At 70.6% G+C, this 26,266-nt stretch carries 27 protein-coding genes; 15 read left to right on the top strand and 12 right to left on the bottom strand.

The features are described 5' to 3' along the window. The first annotated feature begins 250 nt into the window (after positions 1-250). From ABII15_RS30785 to ABII15_RS30800, 4 genes are all read left to right on the top strand, one after another. Positions 251-709, top strand: coding sequence for a helix-turn-helix domain-containing protein (locus ABII15_RS30785; protein ID WP_353945536.1), 459 nt, complete (start codon positions 251-253; stop codon positions 707-709). After that, on the top strand, positions 706-837 hold the full coding sequence (locus ABII15_RS30790) for a hypothetical protein (protein ID WP_353945537.1): 132 nt from the start codon (positions 706-708) through the stop codon (positions 835-837). Before ABII15_RS30785 ends, ABII15_RS30790 begins: the two co-directional genes overlap by 4 nt. 46 nt (positions 838-883) lie before the next feature. Then, positions 884-1,600: a hypothetical protein gene (locus ABII15_RS30795; protein WP_353945538.1), complete on the top strand. Its 717-nt coding sequence runs from the start codon at positions 884-886 to the stop codon at positions 1,598-1,600. A 321-nt stretch (positions 1,601-1,921) separates the two neighbouring features. Further along, positions 1,922-2,131 carry an integrase gene (locus tag ABII15_RS30800; protein ID WP_353945539.1) on the top strand — a complete coding sequence of 70 codons (210 nt, stop codon included), beginning with the start codon at positions 1,922-1,924 and terminating at the stop codon, positions 2,129-2,131. A gap of 38 nt (positions 2,132-2,169) precedes the next feature. Here the strand turns inward: ABII15_RS30800 and ABII15_RS30805 are convergent, their stop codons facing one another. Then, a complete protein-coding gene (locus tag ABII15_RS30805; RefSeq protein WP_353945540.1) occupies positions 2,170-2,490 on the bottom strand; it encodes a hypothetical protein in 321 nt (106 codons plus the stop codon). A 311-nt stretch (positions 2,491-2,801) separates the two neighbouring features. Beyond that, a complete protein-coding gene (locus ABII15_RS30810; protein ID WP_353945541.1) occupies positions 2,802-3,932 on the bottom strand; it encodes a magnesium and cobalt transport protein CorA in 1,131 nt (376 codons plus the stop codon). Between the two features lie 116 nt (positions 3,933-4,048). On the opposite strand from ABII15_RS30810, the gene ABII15_RS30815 reads away from it, so the two are divergent. Beyond that, positions 4,049-5,167 carry a winged helix DNA-binding domain-containing protein gene (locus tag ABII15_RS30815; protein ID WP_353945542.1) on the top strand — a complete coding sequence of 373 codons (1,119 nt, stop codon included), beginning with the start codon at positions 4,049-4,051 and terminating at the stop codon, positions 5,165-5,167. An 18-nt stretch (positions 5,168-5,185) separates the two neighbouring features. Here the strand turns inward: ABII15_RS30815 and ABII15_RS30820 are convergent, their stop codons facing one another. After that, positions 5,186-5,830, bottom strand: coding sequence for a LysE family translocator (locus tag ABII15_RS30820; protein WP_353945543.1), 645 nt, complete (start codon positions 5,828-5,830; stop codon positions 5,186-5,188). Between the two features lie 111 nt (positions 5,831-5,941). Continuing rightward, positions 5,942-6,775 carry a LuxR C-terminal-related transcriptional regulator gene (locus tag ABII15_RS30825; protein ID WP_353945544.1) on the bottom strand — a complete coding sequence of 278 codons (834 nt, stop codon included), beginning with the start codon at positions 6,773-6,775 and terminating at the stop codon, positions 5,942-5,944. Positions 6,776-6,912: 137 nt separating this feature from the next. On the opposite strand from ABII15_RS30825, the gene ABII15_RS30830 reads away from it, so the two are divergent. After that, on the top strand, positions 6,913-8,454 hold the full coding sequence (locus ABII15_RS30830; protein WP_353945545.1) for an AMP-binding protein: 1,542 nt from the start codon (positions 6,913-6,915) through the stop codon (positions 8,452-8,454). 58 nt (positions 8,455-8,512) lie between these two features. On the opposite strand, the gene ABII15_RS30835 is transcribed toward ABII15_RS30830, so the two are convergent. From ABII15_RS30835 to ABII15_RS30845, 3 genes are all read right to left on the bottom strand, one after another. Beyond that, complete coding sequence (locus ABII15_RS30835; protein ID WP_353945546.1) at positions 8,513-10,132, bottom strand: ABC-F family ATP-binding cassette domain-containing protein; 1,620 nt, start codon at positions 10,130-10,132, stop codon at positions 8,513-8,515. Positions 10,133-10,210: 78 nt separating this feature from the next. After that, positions 10,211-11,845, bottom strand: a complete 1,635-nt coding sequence (gene abc-f, locus ABII15_RS30840; protein WP_353945547.1) for a ribosomal protection-like ABC-F family protein — start codon at positions 11,843-11,845, stop codon at positions 10,211-10,213. A 249-nt stretch (positions 11,846-12,094) separates the two neighbouring features. Beyond that, positions 12,095-12,529: a nuclear transport factor 2 family protein gene (locus tag ABII15_RS30845; RefSeq protein ID WP_353945548.1), complete on the bottom strand. Its 435-nt coding sequence runs from the start codon at positions 12,527-12,529 to the stop codon at positions 12,095-12,097. 144 nt (positions 12,530-12,673) lie between these two features. Here ABII15_RS30845 and ABII15_RS30850 point away from each other — a divergent pair, with 144 nt between their 5' ends. Then, a complete protein-coding gene (locus ABII15_RS30850) occupies positions 12,674-14,296 on the top strand; it encodes an AMP-binding protein (protein WP_353945549.1) in 1,623 nt (540 codons plus the stop codon). A gap of 10 nt (positions 14,297-14,306) precedes the next feature. Here ABII15_RS30850 and ABII15_RS30855 read toward each other — a convergent pair whose 3' ends face one another. Together ABII15_RS30855 and ABII15_RS30860 are read right to left on the bottom strand one after the other, a co-directional pair. Next, positions 14,307-14,813: a GNAT family N-acetyltransferase gene (locus tag ABII15_RS30855; RefSeq protein ID WP_353945550.1), complete on the bottom strand. Its 507-nt coding sequence runs from the start codon at positions 14,811-14,813 to the stop codon at positions 14,307-14,309. A 26-nt stretch (positions 14,814-14,839) separates the two neighbouring features. After that, positions 14,840-15,532, bottom strand: coding sequence for a hypothetical protein (locus tag ABII15_RS30860; RefSeq protein WP_353945551.1), 693 nt, complete (start codon positions 15,530-15,532; stop codon positions 14,840-14,842). 237 nt (positions 15,533-15,769) lie between these two features. Between ABII15_RS30860 and gcl the strand changes: the two genes are divergently transcribed. Together gcl and ABII15_RS30870 are read left to right on the top strand one after the other, a co-directional pair. Continuing rightward, entirely contained in the window at positions 15,770-17,557 is a 1,788-nt protein-coding gene (gene gcl / locus ABII15_RS30865; RefSeq protein ID WP_353945552.1) for a glyoxylate carboligase, read from the top strand. Positions 17,558-17,682: 125 nt separating this feature from the next. After that, positions 17,683-18,114, top strand: coding sequence for a hypothetical protein (locus ABII15_RS30870; RefSeq protein ID WP_353945553.1), 432 nt, complete (start codon positions 17,683-17,685; stop codon positions 18,112-18,114). Between the two features lie 366 nt (positions 18,115-18,480). Here ABII15_RS30870 and ABII15_RS30875 read toward each other — a convergent pair whose 3' ends face one another. The 3 genes from ABII15_RS30875 to ABII15_RS30885 all read right to left on the bottom strand — a co-directional run bounded on the left by ABII15_RS30875 (position 18,481) and on the right by ABII15_RS30885 (position 21,976). After that, the gene (locus ABII15_RS30875; RefSeq protein ID WP_353945554.1) at positions 18,481-19,938 is read right to left on the bottom strand and encodes a catalase; all 1,458 of its coding nucleotides are present in this window, start codon (positions 19,936-19,938) and stop codon (positions 18,481-18,483) included. A gap of 220 nt (positions 19,939-20,158) precedes the next feature. Beyond that, positions 20,159-21,055 carry a 2-hydroxy-3-oxopropionate reductase gene (locus tag ABII15_RS30880; protein WP_353945555.1) on the bottom strand — a complete coding sequence of 299 codons (897 nt, stop codon included), beginning with the start codon at positions 21,053-21,055 and terminating at the stop codon, positions 20,159-20,161. A gap of 84 nt (positions 21,056-21,139) precedes the next feature. Further along, complete coding sequence (locus ABII15_RS30885; RefSeq protein ID WP_353945556.1) at positions 21,140-21,976, bottom strand: TIM barrel protein; 837 nt, start codon at positions 21,974-21,976, stop codon at positions 21,140-21,142. 135 nt (positions 21,977-22,111) lie between these two features. Between ABII15_RS30885 and ABII15_RS30890 the strand changes: the two genes are divergently transcribed. The 6 genes from ABII15_RS30890 (at position 22,112) to ABII15_RS30915 (ending at position 26,257) form a co-directional block, all read left to right on the top strand. Next, positions 22,112-22,375 (top strand): hypothetical protein, encoded by a 264-nt coding sequence (locus ABII15_RS30890; RefSeq protein ID WP_353945557.1) that lies wholly within the window; start codon positions 22,112-22,114, stop codon positions 22,373-22,375. Between the two features lie 62 nt (positions 22,376-22,437). Beyond that, entirely contained in the window at positions 22,438-22,749 is a 312-nt protein-coding gene (locus ABII15_RS30895) for a helix-turn-helix domain-containing protein (RefSeq protein ID WP_353947252.1), read from the top strand. A 149-nt stretch (positions 22,750-22,898) separates the two neighbouring features. Further along, the gene (gene uraD / locus ABII15_RS30900) at positions 22,899-23,414 is read left to right on the top strand and encodes a 2-oxo-4-hydroxy-4-carboxy-5-ureidoimidazoline decarboxylase (protein ID WP_353945558.1); all 516 of its coding nucleotides are present in this window, start codon (positions 22,899-22,901) and stop codon (positions 23,412-23,414) included. Beyond that, positions 23,414-23,812: a hydroxyisourate hydrolase gene (uraH, locus tag ABII15_RS30905; protein WP_353945559.1), complete on the top strand. Its 399-nt coding sequence runs from the start codon at positions 23,414-23,416 to the stop codon at positions 23,810-23,812. The genes uraD and uraH overlap by 1 nt, the downstream gene beginning before the upstream one ends. A gap of 5 nt (positions 23,813-23,817) precedes the next feature. Next, positions 23,818-24,753, top strand: a complete 936-nt coding sequence (pucL, locus tag ABII15_RS30910) for a factor-independent urate hydroxylase (protein WP_353945560.1) — start codon at positions 23,818-23,820, stop codon at positions 24,751-24,753. A gap of 88 nt (positions 24,754-24,841) precedes the next feature. Beyond that, entirely contained in the window at positions 24,842-26,257 is a 1,416-nt protein-coding gene (locus tag ABII15_RS30915; RefSeq protein WP_353945561.1) for a nucleobase:cation symporter-2 family protein, read from the top strand. Positions 26,258-26,266: the final 9 nt, after the last annotated feature.

A 26,266-nucleotide genomic window follows, 5' to 3' on the forward strand; every position in this document is an offset into this window, starting at 1 on the left:
TTCCGTTAAGGGCTGGGCGGAAGTTGCAACACAACCATGCCCCCGCATTCTCTCGAAATAGAGCCCGCAGGACAGGCCGCCGCCCGCGCCATCGAACGCACCCGCACCGCATGTGGCTACTCCCAGCGTCTGCTCGCCACTCGCGTCACCGCGCAGGGCCGGCACATGACCTTCACCGCATCGAACGCACGGTCCGACGCTGCGACATCGACGATCTCGTTGCCATCGCCGCCGCCCTCGGCGTCTCCCCATGCGCCCTCCTCGGCGGCCCCTCCCGAGCCTCGGAGACGGTCGGCGCGGGCGCAAAATAGCCGACGATCGCCGGTTACTCAAACCGGTGATTCTCCGCATCATTGAACTTACCCAGCGAGGCCCCCGCCTCCGTTGGTTTCGTGATTCCTTGCGCAGCAAGTTCTCCGGCCAGTGGAAAACGGGGATCTCCGGGATATTTTTCGCGACGCGCTGTCTCAGTCGTCGTATCGGGCCGCTCTTCATTCCGTCTCCCATTGAAGGACCTCTCTTGCCTGAAATCTCCTCGATTCCCGCTGGCCGTGCGTCCGCATTCCCGGATTCCCCCGTCGTCGACCGCGCATTTCTTGGCGTGCGGGAAGCTGCCGCCTACCTCGGCCTCTCGCCCCGCACGCTCTACGTCTGGCGGCACCGTCGGCAGGGGCCACCGAGCTTCCGCCTGGGTGCCGTGGGCGGGTGACGTACCGGCTCGACGCACTCGACGCCTGGATACGCGAGCAGGAACAGGCCGACTCGCGCTCCAACCTGGCCCTGGACCCCGTGAGCGCCGTCCCGCAGAGCCGCGTCGACTTCTCGGCCACAGCCTGACGTCCCAGAGCCGACGGCACCTCCACTCCCGATCCTGAGGAAATACTTGGCCGGCTACATCGAAGACCGCTGGATCAACAAGAAGAAGGACCCCACCAGCGGCAAGCGGGAGCGCACCACCCGCTACGGGAAGGGCTCGCGGTACCGCGTGGCCGGAATCCCCGGCGTCCGGAACATGTCGTTCGACACGCTGGAGGACGCCAAGGCGTGGCTCCGCAGGGCCGGAACCGACAGTGAGCGCGGCGAGTTCGTCGACCCCCGTGACGGCTCCGTCGCCCTGGCCGACTACGTGACCCGCTTCTGGAAGGAGGGCGTGCGGGGTGCTCCGGGCACGGTCAAACGTGTCGACGAGCGCGTGCGCCTCCACATCCTCCCGCACCTCGGCACGGTGGGCCTGAGGGACATCTCGGCGACCGTCCTGCGCAGCTACATCGCCACGCTCGAAAGCCAGTGCGCGCCGCGCTATGCCCGGCAGATCCTCACGACCCTCTCGAACATCTTCGAGACGGCCATCGACGACAAGCGCCTCGTACGCAACCCAATGCGCGCGAAGTCGGTGCGCTGGCCCAAGGTGCCGGAGGACCAGCGGGAAGCGTGGCCGCTGGAGACAGCGCAACGCGTGCGGGACGTGATCAAAGCGCGCTACCGCATCGCGGTCGTGGTCGCTCTCGGCTGCGGGCTGCGCCAAGGGGAGGTCTTCGGCCTCTCTCCGGAGGACATCGACTTCCAGCGCGGAGTCATTCGCGTGCGTCGACAGGTATAACTGCTCAACGGCCGGCTGTACTTCGCCCTGCCCAAGGGCGGGAAGACGCGCATCGTCGACATGCCGGGGTCGGTCGCCGCCGAGCTGGCCGCGTACTTCCTTCAGTACACGGCGGTCGAGGTCGAGTTGCCGTGGGGCGGGCCGGAACCGGAGAGGGAGAAGCGGCGGTTCTAGCTCGTCCTGACGACGACGTACGGCAACGCGATCCGCGCGAACATTTTCAACGTCGAGGTCTGGAAGCCTGCCATCGCCGCGGCCGGGGTCATCCCTCTGCGGGAGAAAGGGGAGCGGTGGAAGGCGTCACGCAAGGACGGGTTCCACGTGCTCCGGCACACCTTCGCCTCGGTCATTCTCGAAGCGGGCGAGTCCGTCGTCACGTTGGCTCGATGGCTGGGCCACTCCAGTCCGACCATCACGCTCGACCACTACGCGCACTTCATGCCGGAGGCAGGCGGGAAGGGGCGCGCGGCGGTCGACGCACTGCTCGGTGTGGTTCCCGAGTACGTTCCGGACGACCTAACTCGGGCGTGAGGGTAAGAAATGGGTGGACCCTGGCGGCCCGATGGGGGTCAGTCCGTAAGGCTCTTGCGGCGAACACGCAGTGAGTACGTCCGCTTTCCCTCGGGGCGGCCGCTGCTGCCCCAGCCGCCGCTCGAAGCCACGTTCCACCCACGCTGTTCCTTCATCTGGGCGGCGAAGGCGCACAGGTCGTTGATCTCGCAGCCGCAGTCCAGTGTGACGCTGACGCCGATGTACGGGCTTCGAGGGCTGTCCGTCGCGTAGGGGTTCGGCTCCCATCGCACTTCGTGTACGTGCTCCTTGAGGCCGGTGCGCTCGACGTCGTGCTTGATGCCGTGGGCTTTCGCGTACTCGTCCAGGTCATCGATCACGAACAAGTGACTCGACCACTCGCCGGGCCAGACCGCGAGCAGGCGGACTCGTGGATCTCGATGTAGCACGTCTTACGAGCGGTGCAGGGGAAGTCCTTCCCTGCCTTCGCGGCACTTCTCGGTTCCAACTGATCTTCCCGGCCTGCGCGGTTCCATGTGGCCATCCAGTCAGGGTGATGGCCTGCGCAGGGAAGTCGGCGGAAGTCGGCTGCACGATGCTCGTGCAAGGGCTGGCGGTGAGTGCGGGGCCGTGCTCCCCAGCGCCGCCCGTTCTCCCCAGATTCTCCCCAGAGGGCTCCGCAGAGGCGCCGCTACAGCCAGTCCCGCCGCTTGAAGATCAAGTACAGGCTGACGCAGACGACCCCCATCAGCCCGATCGCGAACGGATACCCGAAGCTCCAGCCCAGCTCCGGCATGTTCTCGAAGTTCATGCCGTAGATCGTGCCGACCAGCGTGGGGGCGAAGAGGATGGCTGCCCAGGACGAGATTTTCTTGATCTCCTCGTTCTGTTCGAAGCCCGCCTCCGCCAGCGCCCGCATCTCCGCGTTCTGCTGCTGGGTCACCAGGGTCGCGTTCACCGTCAGGATGTCGGCGAGGGCCTCGCGGAAGCCGTCGACGCGTTCGCTGGTGTGGGTGACGTGGTCCGCGACGTCGCGGAGGTAGCTCTGGAGTTCCTCGTCCGTGCCGTACTTGGCGAAGCCCGCCATCAGGCCGTGCAGCATGCCGACCAGGGGGCGGGTGGCGCGCTGGAACTCGACCATTTCGCGGGAGAGTTCGTAGATGCGGCGGGAGACCTCGGGGGCGCCGGAGAAGACCTCGGTCTCGATCTCGTCGATGTCGTTCTGGACGCCGTCCACGACCGGGGCGTAGCCGTCGACGACCGCGTCGAGGATCGCGTACAGGATCGCCTCGGGGCCGAGTTTGAGGAGGTCGGGGGAGTCCTCCATGCGGCGGCGCACCGCCGACAGGTCCGGTGCCGCGCCGTGCCGGACGGTGATCACGAAGTCCGCGCCGACGAACACGTGCAGTTCGCCGAAGTCGACCTCCTCGGCCGCGTCGAGATAACGGGCCGCGCTCAGGACGACGAAGAGCGTCTCGCCGTACCGCTCCAGCTTCGGCCGCTGATGCGCCTCCAGCGCGTCCTCGACGGCGAGTTCGTGCAGGTCGAACTCGGCCGCGAGGGACTTGAGCTCCGCCTCCGTGGGGCGGGCCAGGCCGATCCACGCCGTCGTCCGCGGCTTCTCGCGCAACTGCCGGTACGTGTCCGTGAGCGACGCGGGACTCGCCACCCGCACCCCGTCCCGGTACAGCGCCGCGTGCACCACGCTGTCGGGCTGCGGGTCCTGCGGCCCGGCGGGCTCCGCGCCCGGCGATCCGGCCGGCGGGCGCGGGTCCAGGCCCCGGCGCCAGGTGTAGCGGCGTCCATCCTGCCGTCGCGGCATCGCCGCCTCCTTCCGCTGTTGCGAGGGGTCCCGAGCAGCCTAACCAGCGAAGCCCACCCACCCGGGCAGCGGCATCGCGGACAGAAGATGACCTCATCGGCCGTTACCGTCCCCTCATGACGACGAAGCCGATCACCACCCGCGCCCTCGGCCGGGCCACCCTGGAGCGGCAACTCCTGCTCCGCCGCAGCCCGATGAAGGCCGAGGAGGCCGTCGCCCACCTCGTCGGACTCCAGGCGCAGGAGGTCCGCCCGCCCTACCTCGCGCTCGCCGCCCGCCTCGACGGCTTCACCCCCGCCGACCTCTCCGACGCCCTCGCCGCGCGGCGCGTGGCCCGCATCGTCACCATGCGCTCCACGATCCACCTGCACACCGCCGAGGACGCCATGACGCTGCGCCCGCTGGTGCAGCCCGCCCGCGAGCGCGAACTGCGGCTCTTCCGCAAGGGCCTCGACGGGGTCGACCTCGACCGGCTCACCGCCCTGACCCGTCCGTACGTCGAGGAGGAGCCGCGCACCCCGAAGGAGATCCGCCACCTGCTCCTCGCCGAGTGGCCGGACGCCGACCCGCAGGCCCTGATGATCGCGGCCCGCGCCGGTCTTCCGCTCGTCCAGGTCACCCCGCGCGGCCTGTGGCGGCGCAGCGGCGGCGTGCGCCTGACCACGGCCGAGCGCTGGCTCGACCTGCCCACCGCACCCACCCCCGCCCCCGACGACACGATCCTGCGCTACCTCGGCGCCTTCGGCCCCGCCTCGGTGAAGGACTTCCAGCAGTGGGCCGGCCTCACCCGCACCAAGGAGGCCTTCGAGCAGCTGCGGCCCCGGCTCGTCACCTTCCGCGACGAGCACGGCGTGGAGCTGTTCGACCTGCCCGATGCCCCGCGCCCCGACGAGGACACCCCGGCACCGCCGCGGCTGCTCGCCGAGTTCGACAACCTCCTCCTGTCCCACGCCGACCGCACCCGCGTGATCGCCGAGGCCGACCGGGGCCGCAACTGGCAGGTCAACACCGTCTACTTGACCTTCCTCGTCGACGGGATGCTCGCCGGTCTGTGGACCTTGAAGGAGCCGAAGGGGGCCGGGACCGAAGACGCCGGCAGCCGGCTCACCCTCGAACCCTTCCGGCCCCTCACCCGCGCCCAGCGCGACGAACTCGTCGCCGAGGCCGAACGCACCGCCGCCGTCCTGGAGGCGCCCGGCCCGGTCACCGTCGACTTCGGCACCGTCCGCACCTGAACCAGAGGCACCGAGGCCTCAGTCGGCGCGGCCCGTCGCCGCCACCGTCACCCCGAGACCTATCAGCGCGAAGCCACCCGTCCCGCCGATCATCGACAACCGACGGTCCGAGCGCGCGAACCAGTCGCGCGCCGCCGACGCCGTCAGCCCCCACAGCGTGTCCGTGACCAGGCCGATGCCGATCGGTATCAGACCGAGCAGCAGCATCTGGAGCGGGACGTGCCCCGCGTCGTGGTTCACGAACTGCGGCAGCACCGCCGCGAAGAACACGATCCCCTTCGGATTGGTGACGCCCACCAGGATGCCGTCGGCCACCGTGCGGCCGGTGCCCTTCGCGGGCTCCGTCGGGCCGCGCAGGTCCGACACCTTCATGGCGTGCCGGTGCCGGAACGCCTGGACGCCCAGGTACACCAGATACGCCGCGCCCGCCAGCTTCACGGCCACGAACAGCGCCGCCGACCGCTCCACCAGCGAACCGACGCCGAGAGCCACCGCCACCACCAGCAGGTACGACCCGACGAGATTGCCCAGCGCCGTCGCCACCGCCGTGCGTCTGCCGTGCGCGAGCGCCCGTCCGATCACGAACAGCACGCTCGGTCCCGGGATCACGATCACCAGCAGCGACATCGCCGCGAAGGCCAGAAACCTGTCCGTCGACACCACACGCCCACCCCCTCGTCCGCCACGACGGCTCCGGGCCGCCGTCGACGCCATCCCACCATCCGCTCGTACGCCATTGAAGACCACGGCACTGACAATCGGCCCTGCCAGGCCCTACGGCAGCAGCCCCGCCCGCCGCGCCTGGGCCACCGCCTCACCCCGGGTGTGCGCCCCCAGCCTGCGCATCGCCGAGCGCAGATAGCCCTTGACGGTCTCCGGGCGCAGCCCGAGCCGCTCGGCCGCCACCGCGTTCGTCGCGCCCGCCGCCACGCACGCCAGCACATCGACCTCGCGGGGCGCGAGCGTGAGAGCCGTCTCCCGTTCCGGCGGCGCCCCGGCGGACGCCAACCGGCCGCACACCGCGAGGAGTTCGTCCCGCAGCGCCGGGTCGACGATCCTCGGGGCGAGAGCCCGCAGCGCCCCGTGCGCCTCGCGCACCTCCTCCCACGCCCCGCTGTCCTCGGCCGCCGGCGCGGTCGCCGCGGACAGCAGCTCGTGCGCCTCGTCGCGTACCACCAGCGCCTGTTCCACGTCACGGGCCGCCGCGAGCGCCGCGGTCAGCACCCGGTCGCCCAGCGGCTGGGCGGTGCGCAGCGCCCCGTACAGCACGCCCCGTACCCGGCGCCGTACGACGACGGGCACCGCAAGGACCGAGCGCAGGCCCTCGGCCGCGACGGCGGTGTCGTACTCGTGGCTGATGTGCCGCGAGTCGTGGTAGTCCGTGACGGCGCAGGCCCGGGCCAGGGAGAGCGCCTTGCCGCCGAGGCCGTTGCCCGTGGCCACCGCGAGACCGCGCAGCGAATGGGTCGCCGCGCCGCTCAGCTCGCCGATGCGCACCTGTCCCGGGCCCGCCGTCAGCCCGCCGAACGCGACCGGCAGCTCGGTGCTCCGGCGCAGCCGCACCAGTGCCGTCCGCAGCTCCACGGCCTCGGAGATGTCCGCGCTCACCCTCGATCTCCCTGCTGTGCTCTGTTCACCCCCGTTCGGGGGTGGTGAGATCCGCGTCACGGACTACACGATGTCAGACACGGTCCGCAAGGGCCGGGTCCGCGGCGCCGCGGGTACCCAGGGAGCAGGAGAGAACGATGCGCGTTCCGATGACGATCAGCGACTTCTTGGACCGGGCCGAACTGGGGTTCGCCCACAGTCCCGGGGTGATCGACGAACCCGAGCAGCCGGGCACGCCCGTGCCCACGTCCACGTACGGTCGTCTGGGCGAGCGGGTGCGGGCCTGGCAGGCCGGGCTCGACGCGCTCGGGGTCGGCGAGGGCGAGCGCGTCGCGGTGCTCAGCCACAACTCGGCCCGCATGTTGGAACTGCTGTTCGCCGTGCCGATGAGCGGTCGGATCGCCGTACCGGTCAACTTCCGGCTGAAGGCCGAGGAGATCGAGTACGTGGTCCGGCAGAGCGGCGCGTCGGTGCTGCTCGTCGACCCCGAGGTGCAGGAGACCAGCGCGCACGCCAAGACGGCCCACCGGTTCGTCCTCGGCGAGCAGACCGAGACCGAGCTGATGCGGTTCGGGGTGGAGCCGCGCCCCTGGTCGGCCCCCGACGAGGACGCCACCGCGACCATCAACTACACGTCGGGAACGACCGCGCGCCCCAAGGGCGTTCAGCTCACCCACCGCAACATCTGGGTGAACGGGCTGACCTTCGGCCTGCACACCCGCGCCTGGGAGCAGGACGTGTACATGCACACCCTGCCGATGTTCCACTGCAACGGCTGGGGCATGCCGTTCGTCGCCGCCGGCCTCGGCATGAAGCAGGTCGTGCTCCGCAAGGTCGACGGCGCGGAGATCCTGCGCCGCGTGGACGAGCACGGCGTGACGCTGATGTGCGGCGCGCCCGCGGTGTGGAACGCGGTGCTCGACGCGGCGGCCGGCTGGGACGGCGCGATCCCGGGCCGCGACCGGGTGCGGATCGTGTGCGCGGGCGCCCCGCCGCCGAGCCGCATGATCCAGCGCGTGGAGCAGGAGCTGGGCTGGGAGTTCACCCAGATCTACGGTCTCACCGAGACGTCCCCGGTGCTGACCTTCAACCGCGCGCGCCCGGAGGAGTCCCTGCTGCCCGCGGAGGACCGGGCCCGGCGCCAGTCGCGGGCCGGTGTGCCCGCGCTGGGCGTGAAGCTGCGCGTCGCCGACTCCGGCGAGGTGCTCGCCCGGTCGAACGTCGTGCTCGACGGCTACTGGGAGAAGCCCGAGGAGACCGCCGCGGCCCTGGAGGGCGACTGGTTCCACACCGGCGACGGCGGCACCATCGACCCGGCGGACGGCCACCTCACGATCTCCGACCGCAAGAAGGACGTCATCATCACGGGCGGGGAGAACGTGTCGTCGATCGAGGTCGAGGACACCGTCTTCAGCCACCCGGCGGTGGCCGAGGTCGCGGTGATCGGCGTGCCGGACGCCAAGTGGGGCGAGACGATCAAGGCCCTGGTGGTGCTCGTGGAGGGCGCGACGGTGACGGAGGCCGAGATCATCGCGTACTGCAAGAAGCGGGTGGCCGGGTACAAGGCGCCGACGACCGTGGAGTTCCGGGACGCCATCCCCCGTACGGCCACGGGCAAGATCCAGAAGTTCAAGCTGCGGGAGCCGTACTGGGAGGGGCGGGACCGGGGCGTCAACTGACCCCGCCGGCGACCGGGACGTCACCTGACCCCGCCGGTCCCGCCCGGGCCCGGCGGCATCACGCCCCGAGCCGCAGCTCCCGCCCCTGCCACCGGCGCCGCAGCCACCGGTCGTGGCTCGCGACGACGATCGCGCCGGGGCCGCCGCCCAGGGCCTCCTCCAGCTCGTCGCACAGCCGCGGCGAGAGATGGTTCGTGGGCTCGTCGAGCAGCAGCAGGTGGGGCGGGCGGGCCACCAGGAGCGCCAGCGCGAGCCGCCTGCGCTGCCCGACGGAGAGCCGCCCGACGGGTTTGTCCAGGTCGGCCGCGTGCATCAGGCCGAGCGAGAGCAGCGGCACCCGCTCGGCCCGCGCCGCTCCCACCCCGGACTCGTAGACCGCCGCGACCGTCCGGTCGGGGCGGTCGAACACGGTGTCCTGGGCGAGCAGCCCCACCGTGAGGCCGGGCCGTACGCGCCGCTCGCCCTCGGCGGCGAGCCGCCCGGCGACCACGGCGAGCAGCGTGGACTTGCCCGTGCCGTTGCCGCCCGTGACCAGCAGCCGGTCGTCCGCCGCCAGCTCCAGGCCGGTCGGCGCGAGCCGGCCCGGCACCCGGACGTCCCGCAGCTCCACCAGCGGCCGGGGATCGTCCGCGGCAGCCGCGGCCAGCTCCCCGGCGGCGAACCGCAGCGGGCTCGGCGGCTCGGCGACCCCGGTGCGGGTCAGCTCGTCGAGGCGCCGCGTCGCGTTGCGCACCCGGCGTGAGATCTGGCTCTGCACCCGGCCCGCCCGGTGGCCGTAGCCCATCTTCTCGTTGTCGCGCGGTCCCCGGTCCGGCGCGACCCGGTGCGCGGTCACGCCCGCCGAGTGGCGCAGCCGGACCAGCTCCTCCTGCTCCTCGGCCCACCGCCGCTCCCAGCGCTCCCGCTCGGCGTGCTTCTCGCCCAGGTAGGCGCTGTAGTTGCCGCCGTAGCGGACCGGGCCGTCCACCGCCGGATCGAGGTCGATCACATCGGTGCAGACGGCGTCCAGGAACGCCCGGTCGTGGCTGGCGATCACCACGGCCGCGGGCAGGTCCCTGATCTGCTCCTCCAGGAACGCGGCGGCCTCGTCGTCGAGGTGGTTCGTCGGCTCGTCGAGCAGCAGCGCCGAAGGCCGCCGTACGAGGAGCGCGGCCAGGGCGAGCCGGCCGCGCTGCCCGCCGGACAGTCCGCCCAGCGTGCGGTCGTGGCCGAGCGCGCCGAGCCCGAGGCCTTCCAGCATCAGGGCCGCACGCCGGTCGGCGTCCCAGGACTCCCGGTCCTGGGCCTGTTCGAGCCGTCGGCCGTAGGCGTCGAGGAGGTCCTGATGGCCGGGGGAGTCCTCGGGGAGAGTGGCCAGCTCAGCGCCGAGCCGGTCCAGCTCCGCGAGGTCCTCGCGGGCCTCGTGCAGGGCCTCGTCCAGCACTTCGGCGATGGTGGTCGCCGGGTCGAAGGGCATCTCCTGGTGCAGCAGGCCGAGGTCGTCGGGGCGTTCGACGCTTCCCGAGTCGGGCGCGTCCACCCCGGCAAGCACCCGCAGCAGGGTGGACTTGCCGACGCCGTTCTCACCGATCAGGCCGATGCGGTGGCCGGGCGACGCGGTGAGGCCGACGCCGTCGAGGACGCGCCGGTCCCCGAGGACACGGACGAGGTCATGGGCGAGCAGAGCGGTCTTTGGCACGGGGAACCGTCCGATGCGATCGAGGGGCGGCCCGCCGGGCGGCAGCCTCGGGCGCGGGCCATCGAGCACACCGGCGGGTCACACCTCGGGGCCGCCGCTCTCCTGGAGCGTGCCGTCGGCCACGCGCAGCCAGCGGTTCACCCCGATCTCGGTGAGGAACCGCTCGTCGTGGCTGACCACCATGAACGCGCCCTGGTACGAGTTGAGCGCGCTCTCCAGCTGGCCCGCGCTGACCAGGTCGAGGTTGTTCGTCGGCTCGTCGAGGAGCAGCAGGTGCGGGGCGGGCTCCGCGCACAGCACGCAGGCCAGCGTGGCGCGCAGCCGCTCGCCGCCGGACAGCACCCGGACCGGCAGATGCGCGCGGGCACCCCGGAAGAGGAAGCGGGCCAGCAGGTTCATCCGCTCCGCCTCGGGCCGCTCGGGCGCGAACGCGGCGAAGTTCTCCGCCACCGTCAGCTCCGGGTCCAGCAGATCGAGGCGCTGCGACAGGTACGCGATCCGGCCGTCGCCCCGCTTGATCTCCCCGCTGTCCGGCGCGAGGTCGCCGGTGATCAGGCGCAGCAGCGTGGTCTTGCCCGCGCCGTTGGGCCCGGTCAGCGCGATCCGCTCGGGGCCGCGCACGGTCAGGTCGACGCCGCCGTCCACGAACACCGGCCGTCCGGCGTGCCGGGCCTGGAGCCCCTCGCCGATGAAGAGGTTCCGCCCGGCGGGCACCTGGGTGTCCGGCAGTTCCAGGGTGAGGCGCTGCTCGTCGCGCACGGCCCGCCCGGCCTCGTCGAGCCGGGCCTTGGCGTCGCTGACCCGGGAGGCGTGCATCGTGCCGGACTTGCCGGCGGCCTCCTGCGCGCCGCGCTTCATGTTCCCGGCGAAGATCTTGGGCAGCCCGGCGTTCTTGAGGTTCTTCGAAGCGTTGCTCGCGCGCCGCTCGGCGCGCTCGCGGGCCTGCTGCAACTCCCGCTTCTCGCGCTTGAGTTCCTGCGCGGCATTGCGGACGTTCTTCTCGGCCACCTCCTGCTCGGCGCGCACGGCCTCCTCGTACTCGGTGAAGTTGCCGCCGTACAGGCGCAGTTCACCGCCGCCGAGTTCCGCGATGCGCTCCATGCGGTCGAGCAGCGCCCGGTCGTGACTGACCAGCAGCAGACATCCGGTGAAGTCGGACAGCACGTCGTAGAGCTTGTGCCGGGCCGCGAGGTCGAGGTTGTTGGTCGGCTCGTCGAGCAGCAGCACGTCGGGCCGCTTGAGCAGCTGGGCGGCGAGGCCCAGCGAGACGACCTGGCCGCCGCTGAGCGTGCTCAGGCTCCGGTCCAGGGCGAGCCCGGCCAGACCGAGCCGGTCGAGCTGGGCGCGGGTGCGCTCCTCGATGTCCCAGTCGTCGCCGATGGTGGTGAAGTGCTCCTCGCTCACGTCGCCGGACTCGACGGCGTCGATGGCCCGGACGACCGGGGCCACCCCGAGCACCTCCGAGACCGTGAGACCGCTGGTCAGCGGCAGGCTCTGCGGGAGATAGCCGAGCGTGCCGTCGACCGACACGGAACCGGCCGTGGGCTTGAGCTCGCCCGCGATCAGCTTGAGCAGGGTGCTCTTGCCGGAGCCGTTGGGCGCCACCAGACCGGTGCGGCCCGCGGTGACGGTGAAGGAGAGGTCCTGGAAGACGGGGGTGTCGTCGGGCCAGGCGAAGGAGAGGTTCGAGCAGACGATGGAGGCGTCGGACATGGAAGTGACCTCGCGGAAGAGCGGGCAGACAGACAGAGCTCTGCCCTGAGTGACGTGGGAAAAAGGGGTACGACGAACCGGCCACTCCGGCACAGCGCTCTTTCAGCGCCCTCCGGTGGCCTGCCGGATCCGGGTCTCACCCGGAGATGTCGTCGTCACCCGCCACGACTGCCACTCCTCGCTCACAGACTGTTCGCATACAACAGATCACATAAACCGTATCAGGTACGGCGTCGGTACGGTCGTCCGTCAGCCGCGGAGGTGGCGGCTCACGTCGCCCACCAGGTGGATGCGCACCCGGCGTTCGACGAACCGCCACTCCCCGTCGCGGCGGGCGAAGCGGTCGCGGTAACGGCCCGCGGCCACCGGCTGCAACGGCAGCTCGGGCAGCTCCTGGAAGACCGTGACGTAGGAGCGGGCCGAGGCGGTGCCGGCCGCGTCGTCGACGTCCACCGCGATGTTGGTCGTCACGTGGTGGGTGCGCGGTGTGCCGTCCTCGTACAGGATCACGCTCTCCCGGAGCATCCGCTCGACGGCCTCGGCGCCCTCGACCGGCGGGCCGCTGCCGATGAACACGGCCTCGGCCAGCAGCGCGCCGACCCCGGCGAAGTCCCCGGTGTCGACCAGCTCCGCGTACCGGGTGATGAGGTGGGTCACGGCGAAGGTGTCCGCGGCGGTGTCCATGTCCGCGAGCGTAGACGATCATCCGCCGCGACTCGCGAAATGCCCGGTGACGAGGGGGTACGAACTCGTGGCGGGCGCGGTTAGGTTGCTCACCGGGCGGGCCCGAGCGGGGCCCGCCCGCCGGGCAATCAAGGAGGACCGCCGGTGACCGCCCCCTCGACCGCACTCTCGTACACGCACGGCACCAGTGCGACGCCCCTGCTCGGCGACACCATCGGCGCCAATCTCCAGCGCGCCGTCGACGCCTGGCCCGACCGCGAGGCGCTCGTCGACGTGCCGAGCGGCCGCCGCTGGACGTACCGCCGGTTCGGCGCGGACGTCGAGGAGCTGGCGCGCGGACTGCTCGCGCGGGGCGTCGCGAAGGGGGACCGGGTCGGCATCTGGGCGGTCAACTGCCCCGAGTGGGTGCTCGTCCAGTACGCGACCGCGCGCATCGGCGCCATCATGGTGAACATCAACCCGGCCTACCGGGCGCACGAACTGGGCTACGTGCTGCGGCAGTCGGGCGTCGGCGTGCTCATCGCGTCGACCGGGCACAAGGGCACCGACTATCGCGACCTCGTGCGGCAGGTGGCGCCCGACTGCCCCGAGCTGCGCGAGCGCGTCTTCATCGGCGAGGACAGCTGGGACGCGCTCGTCGGGGCCGCGCAGACGGTGACGGCCGGGCAACTGGCCGAGCGCGAGGCCGAGTTGTCCTGCGACGACCCGGTCAACATCCAGTACACCTCGGGCACGACCGGCTTCCCCAAGGGCGCCACCCTCTCCCACCACAACATCCTCAACAACGGCTTCTGGGTGGGCGAGACCGTCGGGTACAGCGAGCAGGACCGGGTGTGCCTGCCCGTGCCCTTCTACCACTGCTTCGGGATGGTGATGGGCAACCTCGGCGTCACCTCGCACGGTGCCTGCATCGTCATCCCCGCCCCGTCGTTCGAACCGGCGGCCACGCTGCGCGCCGTGCAGGAGGAGCGGTGCACCTCGCTGTACGGCGTGCCGACCATGTTCATCGCCGAGCTGAACCTGCCGGACTTCGCCGACTACGACCTGTCGAGCCTGCGCACCGGGATCATGGCGGGCTCGCCGTGTCCCGTGGAGGTGATGAAGCGGGTCGTCGCCGAGATGCACATGGCCGAGGTCTCCATCTGCTACGGCATGACCGAGACCTCGCCCGTCTCGCTGCAGACCCGCCGCGACGACGATCTGGAGCGCCGCACCGGCACCGTCGGCCGCGTCCTGCCGCACATCGAGGTCAAGGTGATCGACCCGGTCACCGGCGTCACCCTGCCGCGCGGCGAACCCGGCGAGCTGTGCACCCGCGGCTACAGCGTCATGCTCGGCTACTGGGGAGAGCCGGAGAAGACCGCCGAGGTCGTCGACGCCGGACGCTGGATGCACACCGGCGACCTGGCGGTGCTGCGCGAGGACGGGTACGCGCAGATCGTCGGCCGCATCAAGGACATGATCATCCGCGGCGGCGAGAACATCTACCCGCGCGAGATCGAGGAGTTCCTGTACGGGCATCCGAGGATCGCCGATGTCCAGGTGGTCGGGGTGCCGCACGAGAAGTACGGGGAAGAGGTCCTGGCCTGCGTGATCCTGCGGGACCCCGCGGACCCCCTCACCCTGGACGAGCTGCGCGCGTACTGCCGCGACCGGCTCGCGCACTACAAGGTGCCGACCCGGCTGCGGCTGCTCGACGCGTTCCCGATGACGGTCAGCGGCAAGGTCCGCAAGATCGAGCTGCGCGAGGAGTACCGGCCGCGGTGAGCCGCGCGGTTCAGCCGTCCCGCCGCATGCACACCCGGGGCCACCGGTCCAGGCCGAGCTCCGCCTCCGCCGCGCGGATCCGGCGCAGGCCCGGGGTGAGCGCGGCCCCGGTCAGACGGCGGAAGCCGAGCCGCTCGTAGTACGGGGCGTTCCACGGCACCTCGGTGAAGGTCGTCAGGGTCAGCCCCGCCAGGCCCTTGCGGTGGGAGTGCTCGGCGGCATGCGCGATGAGGGCCCGGCCGACCCCGCGCCGGGCGGTGTCCGGGTGGACGGTGACCTGCTCGATGTGGAAGGCGCCGTCCACCGTCTCGCCGATCAGGTACGCGAGCACGCTCCCGGAGTCGTCGACGGCCACCCAGGCGTGCCCGGCGGCGCGGTAGCGCTCCAGGTCGGCGAGCGCGGGCGGCTCGTCGTCGGCGACGGCGTCCATGCCGAGCGGGCGGAACAGCTCGCCCGCGGCCCTCTCCAGCTCTCGCAGGCGGGGCAGTTCGGCCGGCTCGGCGATACGAATGATCATGGAGTCAGTATGCGGCCGGGCACGCCCTAGGCGCTCCCGGCGATCATCTCGTCCGCCGGGCTGTTCACCGGCTGCGGCTCCCCGGTCAGGTCGAGCACGAACAGGGGCACCAACAGTTCGTCCGCGCGGGTGCGGGCCTCGTCCGCGTAGCCCGCGAGGGAGAAGTAGACGCAGGCCGCCGACTCGGTCATCGACTGGAGCCACAGGCACTCCACGTCGCGCACCGTCGCGGGCCGCACCGAGGGCTCCAGCTGGGCCACGAGTCCGCGCGCGGCGAGTCCGATGCCGGACGGCGGGCGCTGGTCGGCGCGGCGCACGTCCGGATAGCCCAGCCAGCGCAGGTACAGCGCGACGGCGGTCACCGCGTCGCGCGCGGTACGGATGGCGACGGGCCGGAACGCGGGCCGGGGCGGGGTCACGGTCCGCGGCAGCGGTATGTGCTGGGGCGGCGGCGCCTGGTCGTCCTGGACCGGCAGGCGCAGCAGGGCGCCGCAGTCGCAGCCCAGTTCCGGCCGCGGCCAGCGGTCGCGGCGGCCGCAGACCGGGCACCGCAGGGTGACCCAGTCGTCGTCCCAGGTGTGGTCGCTGACCTCCTCGGCGGCGGCGCCGCGCACCAGCGGCGGGGCCACCGGCGCACCGCACGCGCACGGCAGTGCCGCGGGCACGTACGTGTGTTCGCGCGGGCAGGCCGGGCAGCGCACGCGCACGGGCTCGGCCATCACACCCCCTAGTGGGCCGAAGGATTCCGGATCGTTCGCGTCTCATCATCCACCTTGACGGCCTTCCTGGCCCCCCTCTACATTGCTTCCATATAGCAGAAGCTAGTTTCCACAATACGGAAATGCACGACGGAATTCAGAGCTCGCCGCGGGGCGCGACGGGAGCGCGAATCCGACATCCGAAGAACCAGCAGACAAGACAGTGACCGCCAGTCACCGCAGGAGTCGGGAGCACTCATGGCTCGAATGACCGCCGCCCGCGCGGCCGTTGAGATCCTCAAGCGCGAAGGCGTCAGCAACGCGTTCGGCGTGCCCGGTGCCGCCATCAACCCCTTCTACAAGGAGCTCAAGGCGAGCGGTGGCATCGACCACACGCTCGCCCGCCACGTCGAGGGCGCCTCGCACATGGCCGAGGGCTACACCCGGGCCAACCCCGGCAACATCGGTGTCTGCATCGGCACGTCCGGCCCGGCCGGCACCGACATGATCACCGGTCTGTACTCGGCCATCGGCGACTCGATCCCGATCCTGTGCATCACGGGCCAGGCGCCCACGCACCTGATCCACAAGGAGGACTTCCAGGCCGTCGACATCTCCTCGATCGCCAAGCCGGTCGCGAAGATGGCCGTCACGGTCCTGGAGGCCGCGCAGGTCCCCGGCGTCTTCCAGCAGGCGTTCCACCTGATGCGCTCCGGCCGTCCCGGTCCGGTCCTCATCGACCTGCCGATCGACGTCCAGCAGACCGAGATCGACTTCGACCCGGACACGTACGAGCCGCTGCCGGTCTACAAGCCGGCCGCGACCCGCGCGCAGATCGAGAAGGCCATCGGCTTCCTCCTGGAGTCCGAGCGGCCGCTGATCGTCGCGGGCGGCGGCATCATCAACGCCGACGCGAGTGACCTGCTCGTCGAGTTCGCCGAGCTGACGAACACGCCCGTCGTGCCGACGCTCATGGGCTGGGGCACGATCCCCGACGACCACGACCTGAACGCGGGCATGGTCGGCCAGCAGACGGGCCACCGCTACGGCAACGCCACGTTCCTGGAGTCGGACTTCGTCCTCGGCATCGGCAACCGCTGGGCCAACCGCCACACCGGCTACAAGCTCGACGTCTACCGCGGCGAGCGGAAGTTCGTGCACGTCGACATCGAGCCGACCCAGATCGGCAAGATCTTCGCGCCGGACTACGGGATCACCTCCGACGCCAAGGCCGCCCTCGAACTCTTCGTCGAGGTCGCGCGCGAGCTCAAGGCCGCGGGCAGGCTGCCCGACCGCTCCGCCTGGGTCGCCTCGCACCTGGAGCGCAAGGAGACCCTCCTGCGCCGTACGCACTTCGACGACATCCCCATGAAGCCGCAGCGCGTCTACGAGGAGATGAACAAGGCGTTCGGCAAGGACACCCGGTACGTCACCACGATCGGTCTGTCGCAGATCGCCGGCGCCCAGATGCTGCACGTCTACAAGCCGCGCCACTGGATCAACTGCGGCCAGGCGGGCCCGCTCGGCTGGACGATCCCGGCCGCGCTCGGTGTCGCCAAGGCCGACCCGGACACCCAGGTCGTCGCCCTCTCCGGCGACTACGACTTCCAGTTCATGATCGAGGAGCTGGCGGTCGGCGCGCAGCACCGGATCCCGTACGTCCACGTCCTGGTGAACAACGCCTACCTGGGCCTGATCCGCCAGGCGCAGATCGGCCTCGACATCAACTTCCAGGTCAACCTGGAGTTCGAGAACCAGAACAGCCCGGAGCTGGGCGTCTACGGCGTCGACCACGTCAAGGTCGCCGAGGGCCTGGGCTGCAAGGCGATCCGGGTGACCGACCCGAACGAGCTGGGCGAGGCGCTGGAGCGGGCCAAGAAGCTCGCCCAGGACCACCAGGTGCCGGTCGTCGTCGAGGCGATCCTGGAGCGCATCACGAACATCTCGATGAGCCCCACGGCCGACATCAGCGCGGTCAAGGAGTTCGAGGAGATCGCGACGGAGCCGGGCCACGCGCCCACGTCGATCCGGCCGCTGAAGGTCTGATGCCGTAAGGGAAGTCCACAGGGCCACGGGCGGGCCACCGGTGCACACCGGTGGCCCGCCCGCTTGTGCTGTCGGTGCGGTGGCCTACCGTTCATGACATCGGCCCAAGATCCGCGGGGAGTCGCATGGGTGCATGGATGGACTACTTCAGCGCAGTCGACGACGAGGCGGCGGCGGAGCAGCTGGACGCCGGCGAGGTGCCCGGCGCGGTGTGCGGCAACGGCATCGACCCGGCCGTGATGATCGCCCATCTGGAGGCCCTGCTGACCGGCCGCGGCTACGAGGAGGTGCGGGCCCAGCCCCGCCAGTGCGCCCTCGTCGCGCAGGAGGGCGACTGCGCGGTCGTCGTGACCACGCTGACGGACGCGCTGCGGGACGCGCTGGCCGGCGCCGGGCCGCGGGAGCTGCGGTCGGCCGCGGTGGCCTGGGGCCGCACCGAGGAGTTCGACGGGGACGAGGCCGAGGACGAACTGGCGGCGCTGGTCGAGTCGTTCGCCGAGCTGGCGCGCGAGGCGCGGGCGTCCGGCCACCGGCTGTACTGCCGCGTCAGCATGTGAGCCCACGCAGGAAAGAGCCCCCGGGTACGGACCGTCGTACCCGGGGGCTCCGGTGTGGGAAGTGGTGGCCGTCCGACGGCGCGCGACTGGCGAGACATGCATGCGCGCCACCGGACGGAGCTTCGGTGGCTGGGACCGCGGCGGCGGTACGAACGGTCTCCGGGCCGCCTGCCTCAGGTCGACAGGGGGCCGGGAACCTTCACCACCGCACTGGCGCGCACGGCCGCCGCGGTCCTCGTCCGCCCGTACCGCTCCGGGACCACCCCTCATCCGGGCCCCGAAGCGGTTCGGGTCTGCGCGTACGGAGCTGACCTCCCATCAGTCCCCGTACGCAGTCTGTGCGTCGCCTCGAAAGGCGGGTGCGGCTCAGTCCTCGCGCAGGGCGCGGACCGCCTCCTCCACGCGCTTGCCGTAGTCGGCGTCGGCGGCGTGGAAGTGGGCGAGGTTCTTCTCCACGATGTCGTCGTTCGAGACCTGGGAGAGCCCGCCGGCGATGTTCGCCACCAGGCGTCCCTTCTCGTCCTCCGACATCAGGCGGTACAGCTCGCCCGCCTGGAAGAAGTCGTCGTCCTTGGTGTGGGCCGGGGCCTCGTGCGTGCCCGTGTACCCGGCGACGGCGTACGGCGCGGCCAGCGGGCGGCCGGTCTCGACGGGGCCGTCGAAGGAGTTCGGCTCGTAGTTCTTGCGGGCGCGGCCGTAGGCGTTGGTCGCCATCAGGCCGTCGCGGCCGTAGTTGTCCGCCTCGGTCGCCTTCGGCGCGTTGACCGGCAGCTGGGTGTGGTTGACGCCCAGGCGGTAGCGGTGCGCGTCCGCGTAGGCGAACAGCCGGCCCTGGAGCATCTTGTCCGGGGAGGGACCGATGCCGGGCACGAAGTTGTTCGGGGAGAACGCGGCCTGCTCGACCTCGGCGAAGACGTTGTCCGGGTTGCGGTCGAGGACCAGGCGGCCCACGCGCTGGAGCGGGTAGTCCTTGTGCGGCCACACCTTGGTGAGGTCGAAGGGGTTGAAGCGGTAGTCCGCCGCCTCGGCCGCGGGCATGATCTGCACGTAGAGCGTCCAGGACGGGTGCACACCGCGCTCGATGGCCTGGAGCAGGTCCGTCTGGTGCGAGTTGGCGTCCTTGCCGACGATCTCCTGGGCCTGCTCGGCGGAGAGCGAGCGGATGCCCTGGTTCGTCTTGAAGTGGTACTTCACGAAGAAGGCTTCGCCCTGCTCGTTCGTCCACTGGTAGGTGTGCGAGCCGTAGCCGTTCATGTGCCGGTACGAGGCCGGGATGCCGCGGTCGCCCATCAGCCAGGTCACCTGGTGCGTGGCCTCGGGGGCGTGCGCCCAGAAGTCCCAGACGTTCTCCGGCTCCTGCTTGCCCGTGAACGGGTCGCGCTTCTGGGAGTGGATGAAGTCGGGGAACTTCAGCGGGTCCTTGATGAAGAACACCGGGGTGTTGTTGCCGACGAGGTCGTAGTTGCCCTCTTCGGTGTAGAACTTCAGGGCGAAGCCGCGCGGGTCGCGGACGGCGTCCGCGCCGCCGAGGTTGTCGGCGACGGTCGAGAAGCGCAGGAAGACCTCGGTGCGCTTGCCGATCGTGTTCAGGAAGTCCGCGTGGGTGAAGCCGGTGACGTCGTCGGTCACCTCGAAGTGGCCGTAGGCGCCGGAGCCGCGGGCGTGCACCACGCGCTCCGGGATGCGCTCGCGGTTGAAGCGGGCGAGCTTCTCCAGGAGGTGCTGGTCCTGGAGCAGGATCGGGCCGCCGACGCCTGCGGTGGCGGAGTTCTGGTTGTCGGCGACTGGGGCGCCGGACTCGGTCGTGAGCACACGCTTCGGCATTGTTTCGAGGCGACCTTCCGTGCAATGGCTGCTGACGATGGCTGCGATGTGGGGGAGCGTAGGTACCCCTGAACTGCTACGTCAACAGTTTGTTGAAGTTATCGACGGAGCTTGTTCAACATTTTGTTGAACAGTTGAGCATGCAGGGTTCCGGGCCGCGGCGACGCCTGGGCGCGACAGGACAGGTGTCAGCGCCGCCACGGCCCGGAAGTCTTGGGGGTCAGGCCACCTGGTTGCCGGAGAGGCGCTCGACGGCGCGCAGCAGGGCGGAGTGGTCGAGGCCGCCGTCACCCTGGGCGCGCAGCGAGGCGACCAGCTGGGCGACCACGGCGCCGACCGGCAGGGCCGCGCCGACATTGCGGGCGGCGTCGGTGACGATGCCCATGTCCTTGTGGTGCAGGTCGATGCGGAAGCCCGGCTTGAAATCCCGGTTGAGGAAGTTGTCCTTCTTGCGGGTCAGCACGGTGGAGCCGGCGAGCCCGCCGTTGAGGACGTCGAGCGCGGCCGTCAGGTCCACGCCGGACTTCTCCAGGAAGACCACGGCCTCGGCGCACGCCTGGATGTTCACGGCGACGATCAGCTGGTTGGCGGCCTTCACGGTCTGGCCCGAGCCGTGCGGACCGCACAGCACGATGGTCTTGCCGAGGGCGTCCAGGAGCGGCTTCGCCTCGTCGAAGTCGGCCTGCTCGCCGCCGACCATGATGGACAGCACGGCCTCGATGGCGCCGGCCTCGCCGCCGGAGACGGGCGCGTCGATGACGCGGATGCCCTTCTCCTTGGCGTTCTTCGCCAGGTCGACCGAGGTCTGCGGGGTGATCGACGACATGTCGACGATCAGCGCGCCCGACCGCGCGTTCTCCAGGATGCCCTCGGGACCGTAGGCGATCGCCTCGACCTGCGGGGAGGCCGGGACCATGGTGACGATGACGTCGGCGTCCTTGACGGCCTCGGCGATCGACTTCACGGCCGTGCCGCCGGCCGCGGCGAGCCGGTCCAGCTTGTCCTGCTCCAGGGTGAAGCCCGTGACGTCGTAACCGGCCTTGATCAGGTTCTCCGACATGGGCGAACCCATGATGCCGAGACCGATCCACGCGACCTTGGGGAGGTTGTTGCTCATGAGGGTGACACTCCAAAGGCTCTGAAAACGGTGATACGCCGATGAGTCGGCTGAGTCGGCTGAGTTGGCGCGGCCGGCGGGCGCTCAGGCCGCGCGGTGCTCGCGCGGGAGCCAGTCGAAGGCCTCGGCGCTCGGGCGGTCGCCCGGCTTGTACTCCAGGCCGACATAGCCCTCGTAGCCGGCCTTCTTCAGCTGGTCGAGCAGCTCCTCGAGGGGCAGCGAGCCGGTGCCCGGCGCGCCGCGGCCCGGGTTGTCGGCGATCTGCACGTGGGCCGTCTTGTCGGCGTAGGCGCCGATGACCTGCGGCAGGTCCTCGCCGTTCATCGACAGGTGGTACAGGTCCATCAGGAACTTGGCGTTGCCGAGGCCGGTCGCCGCGTTCACCTCGTCCACGATCTCGATCGCCTTGGGGGCGCTCACGATCGGGCACTTCGGCGACTCCGGCGCGTTGAGCGCCTCGATGAGGAGCACGGCGCCGACGCGGTCGGCCGCGCGGGCCGCGAGCACCAGGTTCTCCAGCGCGAGCGCGTCCTGCGCCGCCGGGTCCACGCCGTCCATGCGGTTGCCGTAGAGGGCGTTGAGCGCCTTGCAGCCGAGGGACTGCGCGAAGTCGGCCGCGATGTCGATGTTCGCGCGGAACTTGTCGCTCTCCTCGCCGGGGATCGACAGGGCGCCCCGGTCGGGGCCCGGCAGCTGGCCCGCGTAGAAGTTCAGGCCGGTCAGCTGGACGCCGGCCTCCGTGATCGCGGTGCGCAGGGCGTCGAGCTCCGACTGCGCGGGAGTGGGGGCGTCGACCCAGGGCCACCACAGCTCGACCGCGGTGAAGCCCGCCGCGGCGGCGGCCGCGGGACGCTCCAGGAGCGGGAGTTCCGTGAAGAGGATCGACAGGTTGACGTTGAAGCGCTGGTCTGCGAATCCCATGGGGGTCGGCGCTCCCTTCCGTAGTTATTCCGTATTGCGGAAGTTCGTTTCTGCTTGATGGAAGACTGCCTGCGGGGTGCGGTGGCTGTCAAGAGGGGCTGCCGGAAAAACCGCCGACGGCGTTAGGTTGAGCGCGTGCGATTGAGAGTGGAGTTCACGACCGAGCCCTTCGACCTCGACGAGGCGCCGCCGCACGCGGTGGTCGCCCGGGACGTCCTGGAGGGGGCCGACCTGGACGCGGTGGACGTCGGCCCGTTCGGCAACACCGCCGAGGGGGAGTCCGACGGCGTGCTGACCGCCGTCGACGCGCTGCTGCGCAAGGCGCTCGCCGCCGGGGCCACCCGGGTCTCGCTCCAGGTGAATGTGATCGGCGACGAGCCCGGGGAGGGCGATAAGTGACCGGTCCCGCTGACGATGCCGCCGACCCCTTCGTCCGGGCGGTCAAGCCGCTCGTCGACGCCATGGGGGGCGAGATGATGCCGCCGCAGGCGGCAGGCAAGGACGACGTCGTGCTGAGCTGGGAGGGCGTGGACGTGCTGGCCGTCCGGCTGCCCCAGCTGGCCGACTCCCTCGATCACATCCTGGCCGCCATGGAACGCAAGCGGGGCAGGCCGCTGGCCGACCTCGACCGCAAGGAGAAGCAGGAGGTCGTGCGCGTGCTCGAGGCGCGCGGCGCGTTCTCCGTGCGGCACGGGGTGGAGACCGTGGCCGGCGCCCTCGGTGTCTCGCGCTTCACCGTGTACAACTACCTCAATCGCGAGAAGGCCACCTGACCTGCACGGATTCTCCGCTTCCCGAACCGCCGTCCGACTATCGGACGGCGGTTTTTGTAACTCCAAGTTTTCAACAAAGTGTTGACGCGGTGTTTCCGAGGGCGTTAGCTATCCGCAGCCCGTCCAGCACAAGGCCACGGAGGCATCCCGTGACTTCAGGTACCACGCCGGGACTGACCCGGTTCAACGCCTCGGACGAGAGCGCGGCCCAGGCCGAGCTCCACGAGGTGTGTGCTTCATCGGCGTGGGGGAGCAAGCTGCTCGCCCAGCGTCCCTTCGCCACCGTAGAGGCCCTCTTCGAGGCCAGCGACGCCGCGACGGCCGAGCTGACCGCCGACGACCTCGCCGAGGCGATGGCGGGGCACCCGCCGATCGGCCGCCCGAAGCCCGGCGACCCGACCTCCTCGCGCGAGCAGCGCGGCATGGCCGGGGCCTCCGAGGAGCTCAAGGCGGAGATGCTCGAACTGAACCTGGCCTACCAGGACCGGTTCGGACATGTCTTCCTCATCTGCGCCACCGGAGCCACCGGCGAGCAGATGCTCGAGGCGCTCAAGGCGCGCATCGCGAACACGCCCGACCAGGAGCGGGCGATCGTCCGCACCGAACTGGGCAAGATCAACCGCATCCGCCTCACCCGCCTCGCAGAAGAAGGGGACAACACCTGATGAGCACCGAGACCACGGCGTCGGTGTCCACGCACATCCTGGACACCAGCATCGGACGCCCCGCCGAGGGCGTCGCCATCTCCCTTGCGGCACGCGCCGGTTCGGGCGCCGCCTGGGTGGCGCTCGGCGGTTCGGCCACCGACGCGGACGGGCGCTGCAAGGACCTTCCGGCCCTGCCGGAGGGCACCACTCACGTCCGACTCGACTTCGAGACGGAAGAGTATTTCGACAAGAAGCAAGCCGATGCGCAGCAGGACGCCCCCGCGAATCGGGACAGCGGTGCGACCGGAGCGTTCTTCCCGGAGGTGGCGATCACGTTCGCCGTCGTGCCGGGCGAGCACTACCACGTACCGCTGCTGCTCAACCCGTTCGGCTACTCCGTTTACCGAGGGAGCTAGCAGACATGCCCACGATCCTGGGACAGAACCAGTACGGCAAGGCCGAGAACCGAGTCGTAAAGATCACGCGGGACGGCGACACTCACCACATCAAGGACCTGAACGTCTCGGTCGCCCTCAGCGGTGACCTCTCCGACGTCCACCTCACCGGGTCGAACGCCAACTGCCTGCCGACCGACACCACCAAGAACACCTGCTTCGCCTTCGCCAAGGAACACGGCATCGAGTCGGCCGAGCAGTACGGCATCGAGCTGGCCCGGCACTTCGTCGACAGCCAGCCGTCCATCCACCGGTCGCGCATCCGCATCGAGGAGTACTCCTGGGAGCGCATCGCCGGCTCCGACGCGGGCTCCAACTTCATCGGTGCCGACGAGGTCCAGCACTCCTTCGTCCGCAAGGGCCAGGAAGTGCGGCTGGTCCAGGTCACCTATGACGGCGAGAAGTTCGAGGTGCTGTCCGGTCTCAAGGACCTGACCGTCATGAACACCACGAACTCCGAGTTCTGGGGCTACATCAAGGACAAGTACACGACGCTCCAGGAGGACTACGACCGCATCCTCGCCACGTCGCTGTCGACCTGGTGGCGCCACAACTGGACGGGCACCGAGGGTGAGCGCACGCCTCAGTGGAACAAGTCCTACGAGCAGGCCAAGAAGCACATCCTCCAGGCCTTCGTCGAGACGTACTCGCTGTCGCTGCAGCAGACCCTCTTCCAGATGGGTTCGCGCGTCATCAACAACCGCGGCGAGATCGACGAGATCCGCTTCTCCGCGCCGAACAAGCACCACTTCCGCCAGGACCTCTCGGCCTTCGGCCTGGAGAACGACGCGAAGGACGGGGCCGTCTACTGGGCCGCCGACCGTCCCTACGGCCTGATCGAGGCCACCATCCTGCGGGACGGCGCCGAGCAGCGCATCCCGACCGACATGACCAACCTCTGAGGTCATCGTCATGTCCTTGTGAGTCCTTGTGAGGCGTGCCCCCGCCCACCCGCAGTCGGCGGGGGCACCCCCTCCCGGAGGGAACAACATGGCAACGCCCGCAAAGGGGCCGGCTGAAGGCCCGTGTTCCACCCCCCTGCCGGACGGCACCATCGAAGTCACCAAGGTGCACCCGGTGGACGAAAAGCTCCACGCCTCGCGGCTCGTCCCCGCCGCTCTCCAGCACATCGCCGCCATGTACGCCGGCGTCGTCACCCCTCCGCTCATCATCGGCCAGGCCGTCCACCTCGACACCGCCGGCCAGACGCGGCTGATCGCCGCGTCGCTGCTCATCGCCGGAGTGGCCACCCTGCTCCAGACGCTCGGCGTCAAGGGCTTCGTCGGCAACCGGCTGCCGTTCGTCAACGCCGCGTCCTCGGCGGGCATCGCACCCATGCTCGCCATCGCCGAGACCAACGCCCAGGGCGACCAACTGCCCGCCATCTACGGGGCGGTGATGGTCGCGGGCGTCTTCTGCCTCGCCATCGGACCCTTCTTCGGACGGCTCCTGCGCTTCTTCCCGCCGCTCGTCACCGGCGTCGTCATCACCCTCATCGGCGTGACCCTGATGCCCGTACCCGTCGGCTGGGCCCAGGGCGGCGACAAGACCGCCGCCGACTACGGCGACATGCGCTATCTCGCGCTCGCCGCCTTCACCCTCGTCGTCATCCTGCTGATCCAGCGCTTCGGCAAGGGCTTCGTCAAGCAAGTCGCCCTGCTCTTCGGCCTGTTGATCGGAACGCTCGCCGCGATCCCGTTCGGCATGGCGGACTTCAGCTCCATCAGGTCGGCGCCGATCGCGGCCGTGCCGACCCCGTTCGCCTTCGGCACCCCAGAGTTCCAGCCCGCCGCGATCGTCTCGCTCTGCCTCGTCATGCTCGTGCTGATGACCGAGTCGAGCGCCGGCATGCTGGCCATCGGCGAGATCTGCGAGCGCGACTGCGACGGGCGGACCATCACCCGCGGCCTGCGCACCGACGGCATCGCCACCTTCCTCGGCCCGGTCTTCGGCGGCTTCCCCACCTCCGCCTTCGCGCAGAACGTCGGCGTCGTCTCGCTCACCAAGGTGCGCAGCCGGTACGTCGTCGCCGTCGCGGGCGGCGCCCTGCTGATCCTCGGCGCCTTCCCGGTGCTCGGCGCGGTCGTCTCGATGGTCCCCATGCCGGTCCTCGGCGGCGCGGGCATCGTCCTCTTCGGCTCCATCGCCGTCAGCGGCATCCGTACGCTCTCCGAGGCGGGCCTCGACGACAGCTCCAACATCATCCTGGTGGCCGTCTCGCTCGGCGCGGGCATCATCCCGCTCGCCGCGCCCACCTTCTACGCCGACTTCCCGGCCTGGGCGCAGACCGTGCTCGGCTCCGGCATCAGCGCCGGCGCGCTCGTCGCCGTCTCGCTGAACCTCTTCTTCCACCATCTCGGCACCCGTAGCAGCGCCAACGCGGCTGCGGCACTCAAATCCTCCTAGGGTCCTGCC

It is taken from the genome of Streptomyces sp. HUAS MG91 (assembly GCF_040529335.1).
Classification (GTDB): Bacteria; Actinomycetota; Actinomycetes; order Streptomycetales; family Streptomycetaceae; genus Streptomyces; species Streptomyces tabacisoli.

Excerpts from the sequence above, each read along its gene's own strand:
- ABII15_RS30785 (WP_353945536.1), top strand. The coding sequence starts at position 251 with ATGCGCCCTCCTCGGCGGCCCCTCCCGAGCCTCGGAGACGGTCGGCGC.
- ABII15_RS30810 (WP_353945541.1), bottom strand. The coding sequence starts at position 3,932 with ATGCCGCGACGGCAGGATGGACGCCGCTACACCTGGCGCCGGGGCCTG.
- ABII15_RS30815 (WP_353945542.1), top strand. The coding sequence starts at position 4,049 with ATGACGACGAAGCCGATCACCACCCGCGCCCTCGGCCGGGCCACCCTG.
- ABII15_RS30830 (WP_353945545.1), top strand. The coding sequence starts at position 6,913 with ATGCGCGTTCCGATGACGATCAGCGACTTCTTGGACCGGGCCGAACTG.
- abc-f (WP_353945547.1), bottom strand. The coding sequence starts at position 11,845 with ATGTCCGACGCCTCCATCGTCTGCTCGAACCTCTCCTTCGCCTGGCCC.
- ABII15_RS30845 (WP_353945548.1), bottom strand. The coding sequence starts at position 12,529 with ATGGACACCGCCGCGGACACCTTCGCCGTGACCCACCTCATCACCCGG.
- ABII15_RS30855 (WP_353945550.1), bottom strand. The coding sequence starts at position 14,813 with ATGATCATTCGTATCGCCGAGCCGGCCGAACTGCCCCGCCTGCGAGAG.
- ABII15_RS30860 (WP_353945551.1), bottom strand. The coding sequence starts at position 15,532 with ATGGCCGAGCCCGTGCGCGTGCGCTGCCCGGCCTGCCCGCGCGAACAC.
- gcl (WP_353945552.1), top strand. The coding sequence starts at position 15,770 with ATGGCTCGAATGACCGCCGCCCGCGCGGCCGTTGAGATCCTCAAGCGC.
- ABII15_RS30870 (WP_353945553.1), top strand. The coding sequence starts at position 17,683 with ATGGGTGCATGGATGGACTACTTCAGCGCAGTCGACGACGAGGCGGCG.
- ABII15_RS30875 (WP_353945554.1), bottom strand. The coding sequence starts at position 19,938 with ATGCCGAAGCGTGTGCTCACGACCGAGTCCGGCGCCCCAGTCGCCGAC.
- ABII15_RS30880 (WP_353945555.1), bottom strand. The coding sequence starts at position 21,055 with ATGAGCAACAACCTCCCCAAGGTCGCGTGGATCGGTCTCGGCATCATG.
- ABII15_RS30885 (WP_353945556.1), bottom strand. The coding sequence starts at position 21,976 with ATGGGATTCGCAGACCAGCGCTTCAACGTCAACCTGTCGATCCTCTTC.
- ABII15_RS30895 (WP_353947252.1), top strand. The coding sequence starts at position 22,438 with ATGGGGGGCGAGATGATGCCGCCGCAGGCGGCAGGCAAGGACGACGTC.
- uraH (WP_353945559.1), top strand. The coding sequence starts at position 23,414 with ATGAGCACCGAGACCACGGCGTCGGTGTCCACGCACATCCTGGACACC.
- pucL (WP_353945560.1), top strand. The coding sequence starts at position 23,818 with ATGCCCACGATCCTGGGACAGAACCAGTACGGCAAGGCCGAGAACCGA.
- ABII15_RS30915 (WP_353945561.1), top strand. The coding sequence starts at position 24,842 with ATGGCAACGCCCGCAAAGGGGCCGGCTGAAGGCCCGTGTTCCACCCCC.